This window comes from Perlucidibaca sp., assembly GCF_057084925.1.
Genome location: NZ_JBXMRC010000027.1, coordinates 106,381 through 121,576, shown reverse-complemented (window position 1 = coordinate 121,576; position 15,196 = coordinate 106,381). Strand labels below are relative to the sequence as shown.

The window sequence follows — 15,196 nt, the reverse complement described above, 5'->3', positions numbered from 1 at the left end:
TGCGTTAAACACCCATGGTCTGCAGGATACTGTCGCGCACTTGATCCAGCTTGGCATCAATGGTCTTGAGCACAGCACTGGCGCACTGGCCAATTGCAGTGTCAGGATCCTTCAGGCCATTGCCGGTCAATGTGCAAACAATCACCGAGCCTTCCGGAATCTTGCCGCTCTTAATGTCACGCAGCGCACCACTGAGTGATGCCGCTGAAGCAGGCTCACAGAAAATACCTTCCGACATGGCCAGCAGACGTTGGGTGTCGAGAATTTCTTGATCGGCCAGCTCGTCGAACCAACCGCCCGATTCTTTCATCACGGTGTGCGCCTGCGCCCAGCTCTGTGGGTTACCAATACGAATCGCGGTCGCTACGGTTTCGGGATTAAGCACGGGCTCGCCACGCACAAACGGGGCAGAACCGGCGGCTTGGTAGCCCAGCATTTTCGGACGGCCCGTGGTGATCGGGGCTTTCGGGTAACGGCAATCGCCATCGCAGAAGGCGCAGGAATCCGTGACTTTTTGACCGATCGGCGTGGAGGACTCACAGTAGCCAATCCAATGCGCGGTGATGTTGCCGGCATTACCAACAGGCAAGCAGTGATAGTCTGGTGCGCGGCCCAGCTCTTCCACAATTTCAAATGCCGCCGTTTTCTGGCCTTGCAGACGGAATGGGTTCACCGAGTTCACGATGGTGACTGGAGCTTCGTTGGCCACTTGCTTGACCAACTCCATGCCGTCATCGAAGTTGCCACGAATTTGCAGTGTAATAGCACCGTACATCATGGCCTGAGCAAGCTTACCCATGGCGATCTTGCCTTCCGGAATCAGCACAAAAGCCTTGATGCCGGCGCGTGCCGCATAGGCCGCCGCAGCCGCAGACGTGTTGCCCGTGGACGCGCAGATCACGGCCTTGGAGCCCGCCTCAACGGCTTTGGTCACGGCCATGGTCATGCCGCGGTCCTTGAACGAGCCCGTGGGGTTCAGACCTTCGTACTTCACGTAGATTTCAACATTCTTGCCGATTAAGGCTGGAATGTTCTTCAGCTTCAACAGCGGCGTATTGCCCTCGCCCAGCGAAATCAAACGCGTATCTGCACTGACCGGCAGGCGGTCACGGTAGCGGCTGATGAGGCCGGTGTAGCGATTGCCTAAAGTGGTCATGCCAAAGTCTCCAAACGAATACGGGTCACGGCACCAACGATATCGCTCAGTGCTTCCAGTTCGGCGATGGCGCGGTTCATTTCACGCTCCAATACCGGGTTAGTCAGAATAATCACGGGGACAGCGCCCTCGGCCTGCACCGGCTTTTGCACAATGGCCTCGATGCTAATGCCACGACTGCTGAGAATGCGCGTGACATCGGCAAGCACACCGGGCTTGTCTTCGGCTTGCAAGCGCAGGAAGTACGATGTCACCACCGACTCCATGGGCAAAATCGGGGTGGCAGCAATGGCCTGTGGCATAAAAGCCAAGTGCGGCACATTGGGCGATGATTCGGCGGTCAGCGAACGCACCAAATCCACGATGTCCGCCACTACCGCCGAAGCGGTTGGACCAGCGCCCGCGCCGGCACCGTAATACAAGGTTGCACCCACCGGGTCAGACTGCACCAAGACGGCATTTTTTACGCCATGCACATTAGCGATCAGGCGCTCGGCCGGAATCAGCGTGGGGTGCACGCGCAACTCAATGCCATCCGCAGTGCGACGCGCAATGCCGAGATGCTTAATGCGATAGCCCAGCTCTTCGGCATACGCCACGTCGTCACGCGTGAGCTGGGTGATGCCTTCAACATAAGCCTTGTCGAACTGCAACGGAATGCCGAACGCCAGCGAGGCCATGATGGTGAGCTTGTGAGCAGCATCAATGCCTTCAACATCAAACGCCGGATCCGCTTCGGCATAGCCCAGCGCCTGTGCTTCCACCAAGACGTCGGCAAAGTCACGGCCCTTGTCGCGCATTTCGGTCAAAATAAAATTGCCGGTACCGTTGATAATGCCCGCCAGCCAATCCACCCGGTTAGCCGCCAAACCTTCACGCAGCACCTTAATGATGGGTACGCCACCCGCAACCGCCGCCTCAAAAGCGACATAGACACCCTTGGCCTCGGCTGCGGCAAAAATTTCGTTACCGTGCTCAGCCAGTAGCCACTTATTGGCTGTGACGACATGCTTGCCGTTGGCAATAGCTTGCAGCACGACTTCACGCGCCGTGGTCGTGCCACCAATCACTTCGACGACGATGTCCACAGCCGGATCATTGACCACGGCAAAGATGTCGTTGCTAACGGTGATGCCCGCCAGATCCAGGCCGGGCTTATCACGACGAATACCGACATGCGAGACACGAATCTCGCGACCGGTGCGGCGCGACAGTTCAGCAGCGTTATCGCGCAGCAAATTCAGGGCACCACCACCGACAGTACCGAGACCGACGATACCGACATTAACCGGCTTATTGAGAGCGTTCACGACACCACCTAAAGAAGCTAGTGAGCCGGCAACAAGGCGTTGCCGGCCCGAAAAATCAAGGCGCGCATTATAACGGCGAACGCGCGTTTGTCGAACCGCGCGCTTAGTTCAAACCTAGGCGTTGCGCAGCTTGCTTAGCGGTTAAATAGCCGCCCAATTGTCGGCCTTTTTCATCAAAAATGGCTGGCGTGCCGGTAACGCCCATTTGCTGGCCGAGGGCATATTGCTCTGCGATGGGTGCCTTGCAGCCTTTGCGTGCTGCGGGAATGGCTTGCCCCTGCTTGGCCAAGGTCATGGCTTGCTCTGGGTTGCTGGCACACCAGATATTCGCTAACTCAGCGCCCGTACCTGCATTCACCCCCACGCGCGGCAGATCTCTGGGGTACGCTAGATAGCGTACCTCGATTCCCACTTTGTTCATGGCCGGCACTTCCTGATGAAGCTTGCGGCAATAGCCGCAGTGGGTATCGGTGAACACCGTTATCACTGCCTTAGGCTTTCCATTTGCTGGAAAAACAACGGCTTGACGCTTATCAATGGCGCGAATTAAACCCACGCGCGCACTGGCCTGAGCCTGTTCAGTCAGGTTCACCACTTGCTTGCCCTTGAGCTGCAATAACTCGCCTTGTAAGACAAATTGACCGTCAGCACTCACGTAAACCAAGGCGCCGGGAATCGACACTTCATAAAAGCCCGGTAACGCGGCCGGTTTAATGGACTTAATGTCTGTGCCGGGCACCGCTTGCTGCAACTTGCTCCGAATGACGTCTTCTGGGCCTGCAAAGGCAACACCGGCCGTGACAACTAGCCACAGGGCAAACGTGGTTTTAAACAGGCGCATTGGCGTGTCCTCTAAAATGATATATGGCCAACAGGGAACGATTTCTTGGGGGCTAGAGCATACGAGAAAGTCCGGCCAGCGTCAGCCTCTTGGGTGGTGCCGAGCATGCAGTTCTTGCAGGCGTTGTCGAGCCACATGGGTATAAATTTGCGTGGTGGATAAGTCGCTATGGCCCAGCAATAGCTGAATCACACGCAAATCCGCACCATGATTCAACAGATGGGTGGCAAAAGCATGGCGCAAGGTATGCGGCGATACTGACGCTGAAATAGTGGCTTGCAGCGCATAACGCTTAATCAAATGCCAAAAATTTTCACGGGTCATGGCACTGCCGCGCTGAGTAATAAATAACGCCGGGACCGTGCCCTTAAGCAACTGCGGCCTAGCTTCATCTAAATAACGCTGCAACCAATTCGCCGCGGTTTCTCCAAGGGGCACCAGGCGCTCCTTGCTGCCCTTACCCATCACCCGTAAAAACCCGCCGCGCAAATTCACCGCCGCTAACGGCAGACCTGTCAGCTCGCTGACCCGCAAACCACAGGCATAGAGCAGCTCCAGCATCGCCTTGTCACGCAAGCCCAATGCCGTAGTCACATCGGGCGCGGCCAACAGCGCATCCACATCCGCCTCAGATAAATCCTTGGGCAAGGGCCGTCCTAAGCGTGGGCTATCTAGGCCAATGGTGGGATCTTGAGTCGCCTCACCGCGCGCTAGCAGGCCACGCCACAAATGGCGTAAAGCAGACTGCAGACGCGAAACGGATCGCGGACTCTTGGTCATCACTTCCGGGCTGGCCAGATAGGCCGCCAGGTCGTCATGGCCTAATGCCAGTAAATCACGCGGCGCGACCCAGGTCGCCAGCGCGGCGGCATCACTGAGGTACGCCTTGCGGGTATGCTGGCTCAGGCCCTCAGCGGCGAGCTGGTGACGAAAACTGGTCAGCACGCGCTCGGAGGCGCTGGAAATCTCAGGGGGATCAATGGCATTTATCATGCTGGCAGTCTAACGCATCCCATTCAGTGCTTGGCATGGGCATAAAAAAAACCGCTCACGGTTTGCACCGGAGCGGTTTTTCTTGCTGATGCTGTGCCGCGTTGGCAACACAGCAGGCGTGCCGAATAAGATTCTTGCGGAAGCCTTATTTCGGAGCGCGCGGAGCCAGCTTTTCCTTGATACGTGCCGACTTGCCGGAACGATCGCGGAGGTAGTACAGCTTGGCGCGGCGAACATCACCACGACGCTTCACTTCGATGCTCGAAATCACCGGGGAATGGGTCTGGAACACACGCTCCACGCCAATGCCGTTGGAAATCTTGCGAACAGTGAACGCGGAGTTCAGGCCACGGTTCTTGATCGCAATAACCACGCCTTCGTAGGCCTGGAGACGCTCACGGTCGCCTTCCTTCACTTTCACTTGCACAACCACGGTATCGCCTGGGGCGAAGGCCGGGATGTTGGTTTTCAGCTGGGCATTTTCCACAGCTTGAACTAACGGGTGCTTACCACTCATGTTACTTCTCCGACTACCCCTAACCAGAGGCTAAGCGCATGGTTTAGGGTGCTACCAGATGCCTGTCTGACCCGGCGGCTCATGGCCTGACACGGGCGGCATCTAACCTGGAACGCAGAGGCTAAGGCGCATGCGGTCCCCTCGAACTTCGCTGGCTCAGGCGTTGTCGGCTTGATCCAGCAAGGTACGTTCTTGCTTGCTCAACGTGCGACCCACGAGTAAGTCGGGGCGTCGCGCACGTGTACGCAATAAACTTTGCTGCAAGCGCCAACGCTTAATCGCCGCATGGTCGCCACTGAGCAGCACCGCTGGAACACTCTCGCCGTCGTACACCTCAGGTCGGGTGTAGTGCGGGCAATCAAGCAATCCGTCGGCAAACGAATCTTCTATAGCGGATGCCTCGGTGTTCAACACACCTGGCAGCAAACGCGCCATTGCATCAATCATGACCATGGCCGGCAACTCACCGCCAGACAGCACATAGTCGCCAATCGACCATTCGGCATCCACTTCGCGCGCAATCAGGCGCTCGTCGATGCCTTCGTAACGACCACAGAGCAGGATCACGCCTTGCTCACCGTGGCTTGCCACCAATTCCGTGACGCCAGCCTGATCAAGCTGCCTGCCTTGCGGCGACAGATAGATCACTGGTGCTTGCACACCCAGCCCTGCGGCTTCGGCTCGCGCTGCAGCAATGGCACGACTCAGCGGCTCGATGAGCATGACCATGCCGGGGCCGCCACCATAGGGACGGTCATCGACTCGGCGATAGTTGTCCTCGGTAAAGTCACGAGGATTCCAGCTCGCCAGCGTGAGCTTGCCAGTGGCAACGGCTCGCGCTGTTACACCCGACTCGCTGATGGCCCGGAACATGTCCGGGAACAACGTGATGAGGCCTACCCACATGGCACTGCCCTCTCTCACCCAAGCCTACATCAGCCCGTCGGCTTAAAATTCAGGATCCCAATCCACCGTGATGCATTTCGCCTCGCGATCAATTTTGAGCACCACCTGATCCACCCAGGGCAATAACCGCTCTTGATCATCCACGCTGCCATCACAGGCCTTCAGCACGATGACATCGTTCGCGCCGGTCTCCATCATGTCATCCACACAACCGAGCAAAACACCTTGCTCATTGACTACCCGCATGCCCATCAGATCTGACCAAAAGTATTCATTGTCAGACTGGGTCTGTAGCGCAGACTTAGGCACCCAAATCGTAGCGCCGATCATCAGATCTGCGGAATTGCGGTCTTCACAACCGGCAAATTGGGCGACTAGACCCTTGCCTTGGGCACGATGGTCGGCCAGTTCGACCTTCGCCAGCGTGCCAGCACGATCCAGATACCAAGGACCGTACGAGAAAATATTGGCAATGGGCTCGGTGCGGGACATTACCCACACCCAGCCCTTGATGCCGTAGGCGGTGTGCACATGGCCGACCTGAATCAGGTCATCGCGCGAGGGCAGCGCCGCCTGAGTCATGTTCAAGCAGCCTTCTGGGCTTCCTTGACCAACTGGGCCACGCGCTCAGATGTCTGAGCACCGTTGCTGATCCAGTAAGCCAGACGCTCCATGTTCAGGCGCAGACGCTCTTCCTGACCACGGGCAACGGGGTTGAAGAAGCCAACGCGCTCGATGAAACGGCCATCACGGGCATTGCGGCTGTCGGTGACAACGATGGAGTAGAACGGACGCTTCTTGGCGCCGCCACGGGCGAGACGAATGGTAACCATGGGTCGTTTCCTTAATTAGGGTTTCTGTGGTCTTTCGGTCCGTGCAGGCGCCACAGAAATCGACCTGGCACGGAAGGTCGCGTATTGTACGCACTTCTTCCGCTCAAGACCAGTCCACCCCATGCACTACCAAGCTCCCCAACAATCCCTGTTGCGAGGCCTAGCGCTACTCACGCTTTCGGCCCTGCTGTTCTCAGCTATGGGCGTGCTCATCCGCCTTGCCTCGCACACCGTAAACAATGAAACCATCGTATTTATGCGCAGCGTGGTGGGGTCCATTTTGCTTCTGCCGCTGTTGGCCGTCCATGGCACAGCCCTGCTGAAAACTTCGGTCCCGTGGAAGCATGCCTGGCGCGCAGTGGTGGGCCTCGCCGCGATGTATGGCTTCTTTTATGCCATCGCGCATATCCCACTCTCCAGTGCGATGGTCTTTACTTACTCTTCGCCTGTCTTTATTCCGCTCGTGGCTTGGCTATTTCTGAAAGAGGCGATTACGGCACGCATGATGATCGCGGCGACGCTCGGCATGGCCGGCGTGTTAATGGTCTGCAAGCCTGAGCTGGCCGGCAACGGCTGGATATTGATTGTCGGCATCAGCTCCAGCTTACTGGCCTCTATGGCCTTTGTGACCGTGCGATCCCTTTCCACCACCGAGCCGACCACGCGCATCGTGCTGTACTTCAGTTTGTTTTCGGCCGTCATCTCCGCCATTCCCATGCTTTGGGCCTGGCACCCACTAAACGCCTATGAGCTCTTGCTAGTAACAGGCGTGGGTTTGCTCGCCACGCTGAGTCAGTTGGCCATGTCGAAAGCCTATGCATTAGCACCGGCCGGCAAAATTGGACCGGCGGCTTATTTAGCCATTGTGTTTGCTGGCCTATGGGCCTGGATATTGTGGGGCGAAGTACCCGATCAACTCGCTGTGATCGGCACCGTGATCATTTTCATGGCGACGCTGTTGTGTTTACCCCAACGCCAATCGCAGCGGCCGCCGGAGCCACTGGCGGAGCAGTAAAGTAGCGCTCAGTCACCGGGCAGCTCGCCACTGGCAGCCAGTCAGGTGCTGTATAGAACTTATCTCTCACGGGCACTAGCACCTGCGACCAATAGCGCGCGTAGTTAAAGCCTTCTCCCAACGCGAAAATATAGCGTTGACCGTGGAAGTTCACGTTCACGGTGCGAACTTGCTCAAACCATGCCGACACCGCCGCCAACTCGGCGGGGCGTTTTACGTAAATCAAAATGGACCGCCCATCGAGGGCACGGAAATCGGTCCAGAAATCATCTTGGCGGGCATATTTTGATCCGGGCCCAATGACCATGACCGGCTCTTTAATCTGATACGACAACACAGAGGCCCAGGTATAACCCCTCGCCGCGACGGGTAAACTTGCAGCTTGCGCAGGATTCAGCCCTGCCTCTTTAACGAGCTGATCTCTCGCCGCAGCCAACAGTGCCGGCGCCTCGGTAGCGGCCAGCAAATCCTTTGCCACTTTCGGGTGATGCTGCCAAACGCTGTAGGGCACCAACAAAATCGCGAAAATCACCACAACATGTGCGGCACTGAGCCAACCCATCCAACCTAACCAGCGCTGCCATTGCGCTACCGGCGTTGAAAACAGCGCCATTAGCACCATGGGGTAGAACCACAATACCCAATGCAGACCGATGGTTTTTTTCAAACTCACGACCAAAAAGCCCACGAACGCAGTCAGCACAATCACACGGGCCAGCCGAGCGCCTTCAGCAATCTCTGCGGGCAATGCAGGCGACGTCCGCCAGCTACGCCACCAGGCCAGGGCCAACGGCGGTATCACCACATACGCCATCATGGCCAGATACGTCAGCATATCGGCCCATTGAATGCCGACCTCGCCACGATTGCGATTGACCAAGTTAAACAGGAGGTTGGACCAGCAATGAATGAGGTTCCAGTACAGATTGATCAAACCGAAGGGAATCGCCACCAGCACGAGCGTCATGCCCAAACGCCAGAGGCAACGATTCACCGCAAAGAAGTAAATTAAATAGGCCAGGCCTAGAAAAACGGCAAAGTATTTCGACAGAAAGGCCAACCCCAAAAACACCCCTGCAAGCGCCGCCCAGCCATAGGACGTGGCTGTGTACCCCGTTAAACGGGTGAGCGAGGCATGTCGTAGCGCCTGTACAGCCGCAAAGCTGGACGCTGCAGCAAATAGCATGCAGCCGGTATCGGTCAGCGTAAACGCGAAAATGAGACTGAGTGGGCTAAACAAAAAGACCAGCGCAAGCAGCCGCGCCTTTTCAACATCAAAACGCTGCCACTGCGCATATAGCCCTAGGGCGATCAGCAGCTCGGTCAGAATGCCCGGCAGTCGGACCATCACAGGGTGTTCAGAGATATGCAGCATCAGCCACGTCATCCAGCCCGCCATGGGTGGATGGTCGTAATAGCCGTAATCGAGATGGCGTCCCCACAGCACGAAATACGCTTCGTCACCGGTCATCGGTAGCAGTGCTGCCAGGGCCAATTTGATGAGCAGCGCCAGACACACGCCCTGCCCCAGCGACAGACGTGACAGCCAAACGGTTCGCGTCATGCCTAAACCTCTGAGGCCGAATGAGTGGGCAGTGCCATCACCGAAATCACACCCAGTAAGACGGCGAACCATAAAGTCGCTAAGCGGATAATCACCGTAGCGGCAATGGCCTGAGGCAAGGGCATGCCCTGCAGCACCAACAAGCCCGTCATGGTGGCTTCAGTGCCCCCAAGGCCGCCCGGCAAGAAGCTTAACGCGCCCACTAACATAGCAAAGCCGTACACAAAGAGCGCGAAGCTCAATGAAATATCCGGTTGCAGGCTGTGCAAAATCAAGTACGCGCCTACCCCTTCCCCCAGCCACGCGATCAGGGTCAGGCCCTGCGCCTGCCATAACAATCGTCCGCGCCAGAAGGGTCGACTGCTAGCCGCCACATCGGACAGCCAGATCAAACCGGGCGAGTCCTGCCGCCAATGCGCAAGCCGGCGCAGTAATTGCTCGGGCAGCGGTGTACGCAACACGAGCAATCCCGCCATTAACAACGCAACCAGTACGGCAAAGTAAGCGATACCGCCAGGCAGATGCGTAAAACCAATCGCGGTCAGCGCCACAATCGCGACTAAGTCGGCGAGGCGCTCACTAAAAAACATGGCGGCCGAATGGTGGTACTGAACGCCATAGGGCTTAAGAAAGAGACTGCGAATCAACTCCCCGGCTTTGCCTGGGGTGGTTGTCAGCGAGAACCCCGCAAAATAGATGCGCAGATTGGTCATCCGCGAAATCGGGTGATGATCGCGCTCCAAGTATAAATGCCAGCGCTCCGCTCGGAGCACATAATTCAGCAACGATAAGGCTAACGCCGCCAGCATGGGCCAAAGACCAATCTGCTGAAAAGCCAGTAGCACTTCCCGCCAGCCAGACCACAACGCAAACCCCAAATAAGCCAAGGCGCTTAAGCCAATAGACCACCAGAGCAGGCGTTGCTGAGTCGATGAAAGAGTCATTAGGCCACCATGTACAGCGTGACTAAAAACCATAGGCCGCCGGTGACGAGAATGTGGCGATCATTCAAGAGGTCACGCGAAGGATCGCCACCTCCGGTCTCTTGATGCAGCAGAAAGAGATACCGGAAGCAGGCGTAAATCACAAACGGCACCGTAAACAACAAATCATCGGTATCGTGAATTCGACGCACATCCACATCCATGGTGTAGAGGCTGTAGCTGAGAATCATGCCCGTACAGGTAATGCCAATCAGCTTATCGAGTAGCTCAGCGCTGTAGTCCCCCAAGACTTTACGATGGTCAGCGCCGTGTCCGCGCATTTCCAATAATTCGGCTCGGCGCTTAATAAAGCCCAGAAAGAGGGTTGCCCAGAGGCCACAGAACAGCAGCCAATTTGAAGGGGGAATATCTACACCATCGGTTCCGGCGAGAATACGCAGCATAAAGCCTGCTGAAATACAGAAAATATCGAGCAAGACAATCTGCTTCCAGCGCAGGGTATAGGCCACGTTCAGCAACAGATACGCCAGGACATAGCCCGCTACGGGCGGATTCGCTGTCCACGCCAGCAGCAATGAAGCTGCTGCCAGCACAATACCCAACACGCGCGCCTGCTGCTCGCTCACCGCACCTGAGGCAATCGGACGAAAGCGCTTCGTGGGATGCAGCCTATCTTCAGCAACATCATGTAAATCATTGAGCACGTAGACGGTGCTGGACGCCAAGCAGAAGGCGGCGAATGCCAACAAAACTGCCTGCACCAACGAGGGCTCGCTCCAGCCATGGCCAAAGATCAAACCCATGAACAGGAAGCCATTTTTGACCCACTGATGCGGGCGCATGAGCTTCAACATAGTCATCATCCTGATATAAAACTTAGCGCCACGGCTTAAAGTGGGGTTGCTCGGCCAGTGCCAGCATGTCGGTATCCCCCGCGCTATCACCATAGGCGGCAATAATGCGTGGCTGATTAAAGTGCGTCAGCAGTCGGCGTGCCTTTTCTGGCCCGTAGCAGTTGGGCGTCGCCAACTGGCCGGTATAGCGCCCCAATGCATCCACAGCCAATTCAGTGGCTAAAACCGTCTCAAACCCTGCGTCTCGCGCCCAGGGCCTTAAATACAGCCCTAGTGTCGCGCTCACCAATACACAGCAATGCCCTTGCTTTAAATGGCCATGCAATTTGGCAATGCCTTGGGGCCGCAAGGTCGCTGGGATTTTTTCCCGAGCGAAGCGCTCGGCTAGGGCCTCCACTTCATTTACACGGCGCCCCTGGAGATAGACCTGTAGCACGCGGATTTTGGCGGACTCATTGTCTTGCAAGCGCAACACATAGCAGAGCAACGTGGGCAGGCACTTCAGGAACGCCCAGACAAATTTTGGCCACGGTGTGACAAACGCAAGAAATCGAAAAAACGACTCGCCGTACGTGAGGGTGCCATCAAAATCAAACGCTGCCACAACCGGATGCTTGACCAACACCGTCATAACTTGAGTCTCTTAAACACCACCTCGGGCACGTGGCGAATAATCAGCAAAATCAAACGCCAGAAACCTGGGATATAGACCTCATCCCGCCCCTTATCGCTAGCGGCAACAATTTGCTGACCGACCCAAAACGGGTCCGCCACGAGAAAAAGACCCGGCAAGCCAAATGTCATGCGGGTATCAACGAAGCCAGGCTTCACCGTGAGCACGCTAACACCAGAGGCAAATAAGCGATTACGCAGGCCCGCCAGATAAATCGCGAATCCCCCTTTGGCGGCGCCATACAGATAGTTGCTTTGACGACCACGATCGCCAGCAACGGAGCTGATGCCCACAATAAAACCGTGTTTGCGTTGTTCGCAGACATCAGCGAAGGCATTAATTAAGGCTACGGGGCCGGTGAAATTACGCTGAATCACCTGCAAGGCAGGCGCGCCATGGCGCATGGTTTCGTTATCGGGCATCCATCCCGCCGCGCACAGTAGGCCATCAATTTGACCATAGGTTTCTTGTAGCTCGGCCAGCCAACTTTCACGCGGCGTCGTCTCATCTAGGTCTAAGGCCACCACTTGCGCGGCGGTGTTAAAGCGCACGCGGATATCCTGAGCCAGGCGTGCGAGCTCAGCATCATCACGCCCGGCCAAGAGCACCCGCTGCCCTTGTGCAGCCCATGCAAAGGCACAGCCACGCGCCATCGCGGAGGTCGCACCGACAATCAGAATCTGGGTCATCAGCACATCTCCAAACGACGGCCCAGTGCCGAAACAAACAAACCTTCAGGATCGAGTTGGTTGCGCAGTTCGCGCCACGCATCGAGTTGCGGATACATACCCGGCAGTGAAGAAGCCGCCAATCGTGCATCTTTAGCCAAATAGACTCGACCACCATGATCCAGCACCACAGCGTCTAGTGTATCGAGCAAGGCCAAGGTGTCGTGTCGCAGGGGCAGATCTAACGCGAGGGTGTAACCGGGCATGGGGAAAGACAGCAGACCTGAGCCAGCCGCGCCAAAACGCTTAAGCACGGCGAGGAAGCTGGCATTACCCGATAAGCTCAGACGCGTCAGCACAGCCTCTAAGCCCTTGGCCGCTGTTTCCGGTGGCAATACAAATTGGTACTGCACGAAGCCCTTTTTACCGTACAGACGATTCCACTGCTGGATACCGTCCAATGGGTAGAAGAAAGGTGCCAAATCACAGCGGAATGCCTGTTGTTTGCGACCCTCCCATCGGTAATAGAAGGCGTTAAAGGCTTTTACAGTATGGCGACTCAGGGCGAAGCCCGGCAGGTCAAAAGGCATCTTAAGCTTGGCTGCTTTTGGACCACTCGACAGTGCGCCTTCGGCATGATGGCCGCGCATGAACACCGATCGGCCGAGGTTTTTACCGGATGCCAGGCAATCAATCCAAGCCACCGTGTACTCGTCGTCCAGCTCTGCCGACTCCATCAGCGCAAAGGCTTCCGCTAAGTTCGCCGCCGGTCGATGCTGTACTTGCATCTCTGCTGAGGGAATGCGCTTCAGTTGCAGCGTCACCTCGCCAATGATGCCCGTCATGCCCATGCCACCCACCGTGGCCCAAAACACGGACGGATAAAGATCGGCAGAACAGCGCAAAGCGCCCTGCGGCGTAAACAATTCGATTTCTCGAACAAAGGCACTGAAGCTACCCACATGATGATGGTTCTTGCCATGCACATCCGCTGCGACCGCACCGCCTAGGGTGACGTAGCGCGTGCCCGGAGTGACCGGCAAAAACCAGCCCTGCGCCATAACCACTTGTAAAATCTCATCCAAGCTCACACCGGCCTCGGCGGTCAGCAAACCGCTCTCGGCATCAAAGGCAAGGAATCGATTCAGACGTGTCATGAGCACCGTAGTACCGGAGGCGCTGATCGCAGCATCGCCATAGGCTCGCCCATGACCTCGCGCAATTGCCGCCTGCTGGGCTAGACCAACCAGCTCGACGTAACGATCTGGTCGGGCCACTTGCGCAGCCACCTGAGGGTATCGGCCCCAGCCCGACAAGCTTTGTTTTACGGTATTTATTGTCATGTATTAGCGCTTCTTGAAGCCGGGCGGCAACATGCCCCCCAGACCGCCGGGAAAGCCCGGGCCGCCCAAACCGGGCAATCCACCTTTTGCACTCCCCATGCCGCCACCGACTCCGCCGCCGGGGGTGCCAATGCCTGGCATGCCATCCATCATGCCAGGCGGCAACTTACCCGCCAGACCCTTCATCATTTTCATCATGCCGCTGGGGTTGGCGAATTTTTTCATCATCTTCGCCATTTGTTCATGCTGCTTCAGCACGCGATTCACGTCCTGAATTTGCGTGCCCGAGCCATTTGCAATTCGGCGCTTACGCGAGCCATTAATCAGCTCTGGCTTGCTGCGCTCTGCTGGCGTCATGGATTGAATGATGGCCTCCATGCGCTTCATTTGCTTTTCCGGAGCACCGCCGGCCATTGCCTGCTGGACGGCCGCCGCATTCATGCCCGGCAGCTTATCCATGAGACCCGCCATGCCGCCGAGATTACGCATTTGCTGAAACTGTTCGAGCATGTCTTGCAGGTCGAAACCCTTGCCCTTTTGCAACTTTTTGGCCAGTTTCTCGGCCTTGTCTTTGTCGATCTTACGCTCGACCTCCTCGACCAGCGACAGCACGTCGCCCATGCCGAGAATACGCTGAGCGATACGATCCGGATGGAATAGCTCCAGCGCATCCGTCTTTTCGCCGACACCGATGAACTTGATGGGCTTGCCGGTAATGGCTCGCACCGACAACGCCGCGCCGCCACGGGCATCACCGTCGGCTTTGGCCAGCACCACGCCGGTCAGCGGCAACGCATCATTGAAGGCTTTTGCGGTATTGGCGGCATCTTGGCCGGTCATGGCATCAACCACGAACAGCGTTTCAATCGGGTTGATCGCCGCGTGCAGGCGCTGAATCTCAGCCATCATTTCTTCGTCGATGGCGAGACGGCCAGCGGTATCGATAATCACCACATCGGCAAACTTGAGCTTGCCCTCGGCAATCGCTGCACGGGCAATCGCCACCGGGTCCTGACTCAGATCGGATGGGAAGAAGCCCACGCCGATGTCGTTGGCCAAGGTTTCCAGCTGCTTAATGGCAGCCGGACGATAGATGTCGGCGGATGCCACCAACACCGACTTCTTTTGCTGCTTTAAGTATCGAGCGAGCTTGCCTACCGTGGTGGTCTTACCCGCACCCTGCAGACCAGCCATCAGAATGACCGCCGGTGGCAACGTGGACAAATTCAGGCCTTCATTCGCCTCGCCCAGCGTGCGCACCAGCTCTTCATGAACAATTTTGACAAAGGCTTGGCCCGGCTGTAGCTGCGTCAAAACTTCCTGACCCAGTGCCGATACCTTAATGCGCTCAATAAAATCTTTTACGACGGGCAGCGCAACATCTGCTTCCAGCAAAGCCATGCGCACTTCGCGCAAGGTATCTTTAATGTTGTCTTCGTTGAGTCGAGCGCTGCCGCTAATGGCGCGCAGACTGCTACTGAGGCGCTCGGTTAAATTATCGAACATGAGATTAGAAGTTCCACCAACGCCGGACCGGCCGGCAACATGGGATTGATTATAGACAGGCTCGTTGCCTAGC

General features: G+C 56.8%; 15 protein-coding genes and 1 pseudogene. 1 reads left to right on the top strand and 15 read right to left on the bottom strand.

Translation table 11 applies throughout. From position 1 onward, the window contains the following. Nucleotides 1-4 precede the first annotated feature (4 nt). The 8 genes from thrC to rpsP all read right to left on the bottom strand — a co-directional run bounded on the left by thrC (nt 5) and on the right by rpsP (nt 6,556). On the bottom strand, nt 5-1,156 hold the full coding sequence (thrC, locus tag AC14IB_RS08405; RefSeq protein ID WP_484231458.1) for a threonine synthase: 1,152 nt from the start codon (nt 1,154-1,156) through the stop codon (nt 5-7). After that, on the bottom strand, nt 1,153-2,466 hold the full coding sequence (locus tag AC14IB_RS08400) for a homoserine dehydrogenase (RefSeq protein WP_484231457.1): 1,314 nt from the start codon (nt 2,464-2,466) through the stop codon (nt 1,153-1,155). Before AC14IB_RS08400 ends, thrC begins: the two co-directional genes overlap by 4 nt. A 103-nt stretch (nt 2,467-2,569) precedes the next feature. After that, a complete protein-coding gene (locus tag AC14IB_RS08395; protein WP_484231456.1) occupies nt 2,570-3,307 on the bottom strand; it encodes a DsbC family protein in 738 nt (245 codons plus the stop codon). Nucleotides 3,308-3,388: 81 nt separating this feature from the next. After that, the gene (gene xerD, locus AC14IB_RS08390) at nt 3,389-4,273 is read right to left on the bottom strand and encodes a site-specific tyrosine recombinase XerD (RefSeq protein WP_484231581.1); all 885 of its coding nucleotides are present in this window, start codon (nt 4,271-4,273) and stop codon (nt 3,389-3,391) included. 172 nt (nt 4,274-4,445) lie between these two features. Further along, complete coding sequence (gene rplS, locus AC14IB_RS08385) at nt 4,446-4,817, bottom strand: 50S ribosomal protein L19 (RefSeq protein ID WP_068860157.1); 372 nt, start codon at nt 4,815-4,817, stop codon at nt 4,446-4,448. A 156-nt stretch (nt 4,818-4,973) separates the two neighbouring features. After that, a complete protein-coding gene (gene trmD / locus AC14IB_RS08380; protein ID WP_484231455.1) occupies nt 4,974-5,723 on the bottom strand; it encodes a tRNA (guanosine(37)-N1)-methyltransferase TrmD in 750 nt (249 codons plus the stop codon). Between the two features lie 42 nt (nt 5,724-5,765). Continuing rightward, entirely contained in the window at nt 5,766-6,305 is a 540-nt protein-coding gene (gene rimM, locus AC14IB_RS08375) for a ribosome maturation factor RimM (protein WP_484231454.1), read from the bottom strand. 2 nt (nt 6,306-6,307) lie between these two features. Next, nucleotides 6,308-6,556, bottom strand: a complete 249-nt coding sequence (gene rpsP, locus AC14IB_RS08370) for a 30S ribosomal protein S16 (RefSeq protein WP_068860161.1) — start codon at nt 6,554-6,556, stop codon at nt 6,308-6,310. 121 nt (nt 6,557-6,677) lie between these two features. Here rpsP and AC14IB_RS08365 point away from each other — a divergent pair, with 121 nt between their 5' ends. Beyond that, the gene (locus AC14IB_RS08365) at nt 6,678-7,571 is read left to right on the top strand and encodes a DMT family transporter (protein WP_484231453.1); all 894 of its coding nucleotides are present in this window, start codon (nt 6,678-6,680) and stop codon (nt 7,569-7,571) included. Here AC14IB_RS08365 and AC14IB_RS08360 read toward each other — a convergent pair. The 7 genes and pseudogenes from AC14IB_RS08360 to ffh form a co-directional block, all read right to left on the bottom strand. Next, nucleotides 7,501-9,135 carry an ArnT family glycosyltransferase gene (locus AC14IB_RS08360; protein WP_484231452.1) on the bottom strand — a complete coding sequence of 545 codons (1,635 nt, stop codon included), beginning with the start codon at nt 9,133-9,135 and terminating at the stop codon, nt 7,501-7,503. The two genes, AC14IB_RS08365 and AC14IB_RS08360, sit on opposite strands and share 71 nt — an antisense overlap. 2 nt (nt 9,136-9,137) lie before the next feature. Beyond that, on the bottom strand, nt 9,138-10,079 hold the full coding sequence (locus AC14IB_RS08355) for a lysylphosphatidylglycerol synthase transmembrane domain-containing protein (protein WP_484231451.1): 942 nt from the start codon (nt 10,077-10,079) through the stop codon (nt 9,138-9,140). Next, entirely contained in the window at nt 10,079-10,933 is an 855-nt protein-coding gene (locus AC14IB_RS08350; protein WP_484231450.1) for a decaprenyl-phosphate phosphoribosyltransferase, read from the bottom strand. Before AC14IB_RS08350 ends, AC14IB_RS08355 begins: the two co-directional genes overlap by 1 nt. Before the next feature lie 22 nt (nt 10,934-10,955). Continuing rightward, on the bottom strand, nt 10,956-11,564 hold the full coding sequence (locus tag AC14IB_RS08345; protein ID WP_484231449.1) for an HAD-IB family hydrolase: 609 nt from the start codon (nt 11,562-11,564) through the stop codon (nt 10,956-10,958). After that, on the bottom strand, nt 11,561-12,295 hold the full coding sequence (locus AC14IB_RS08340) for an SDR family oxidoreductase (protein WP_068860171.1): 735 nt from the start codon (nt 12,293-12,295) through the stop codon (nt 11,561-11,563). The genes AC14IB_RS08345 and AC14IB_RS08340 overlap by 4 nt, the downstream gene beginning before the upstream one ends. Continuing rightward, entirely contained in the window at nt 12,295-13,617 is a 1,323-nt protein-coding gene (locus tag AC14IB_RS08335; protein WP_484231448.1) for an FAD-binding protein, read from the bottom strand. The genes AC14IB_RS08340 and AC14IB_RS08335 overlap by 1 nt, the downstream gene beginning before the upstream one ends. Before the next feature lie 138 nt (nt 13,618-13,755). After that, a pseudogene (gene ffh, locus AC14IB_RS08330) lies at nt 13,756-15,123 on the bottom strand (signal recognition particle protein); the annotation flags it as partial. Nucleotides 15,124-15,196: the final 73 nt, after the last annotated feature.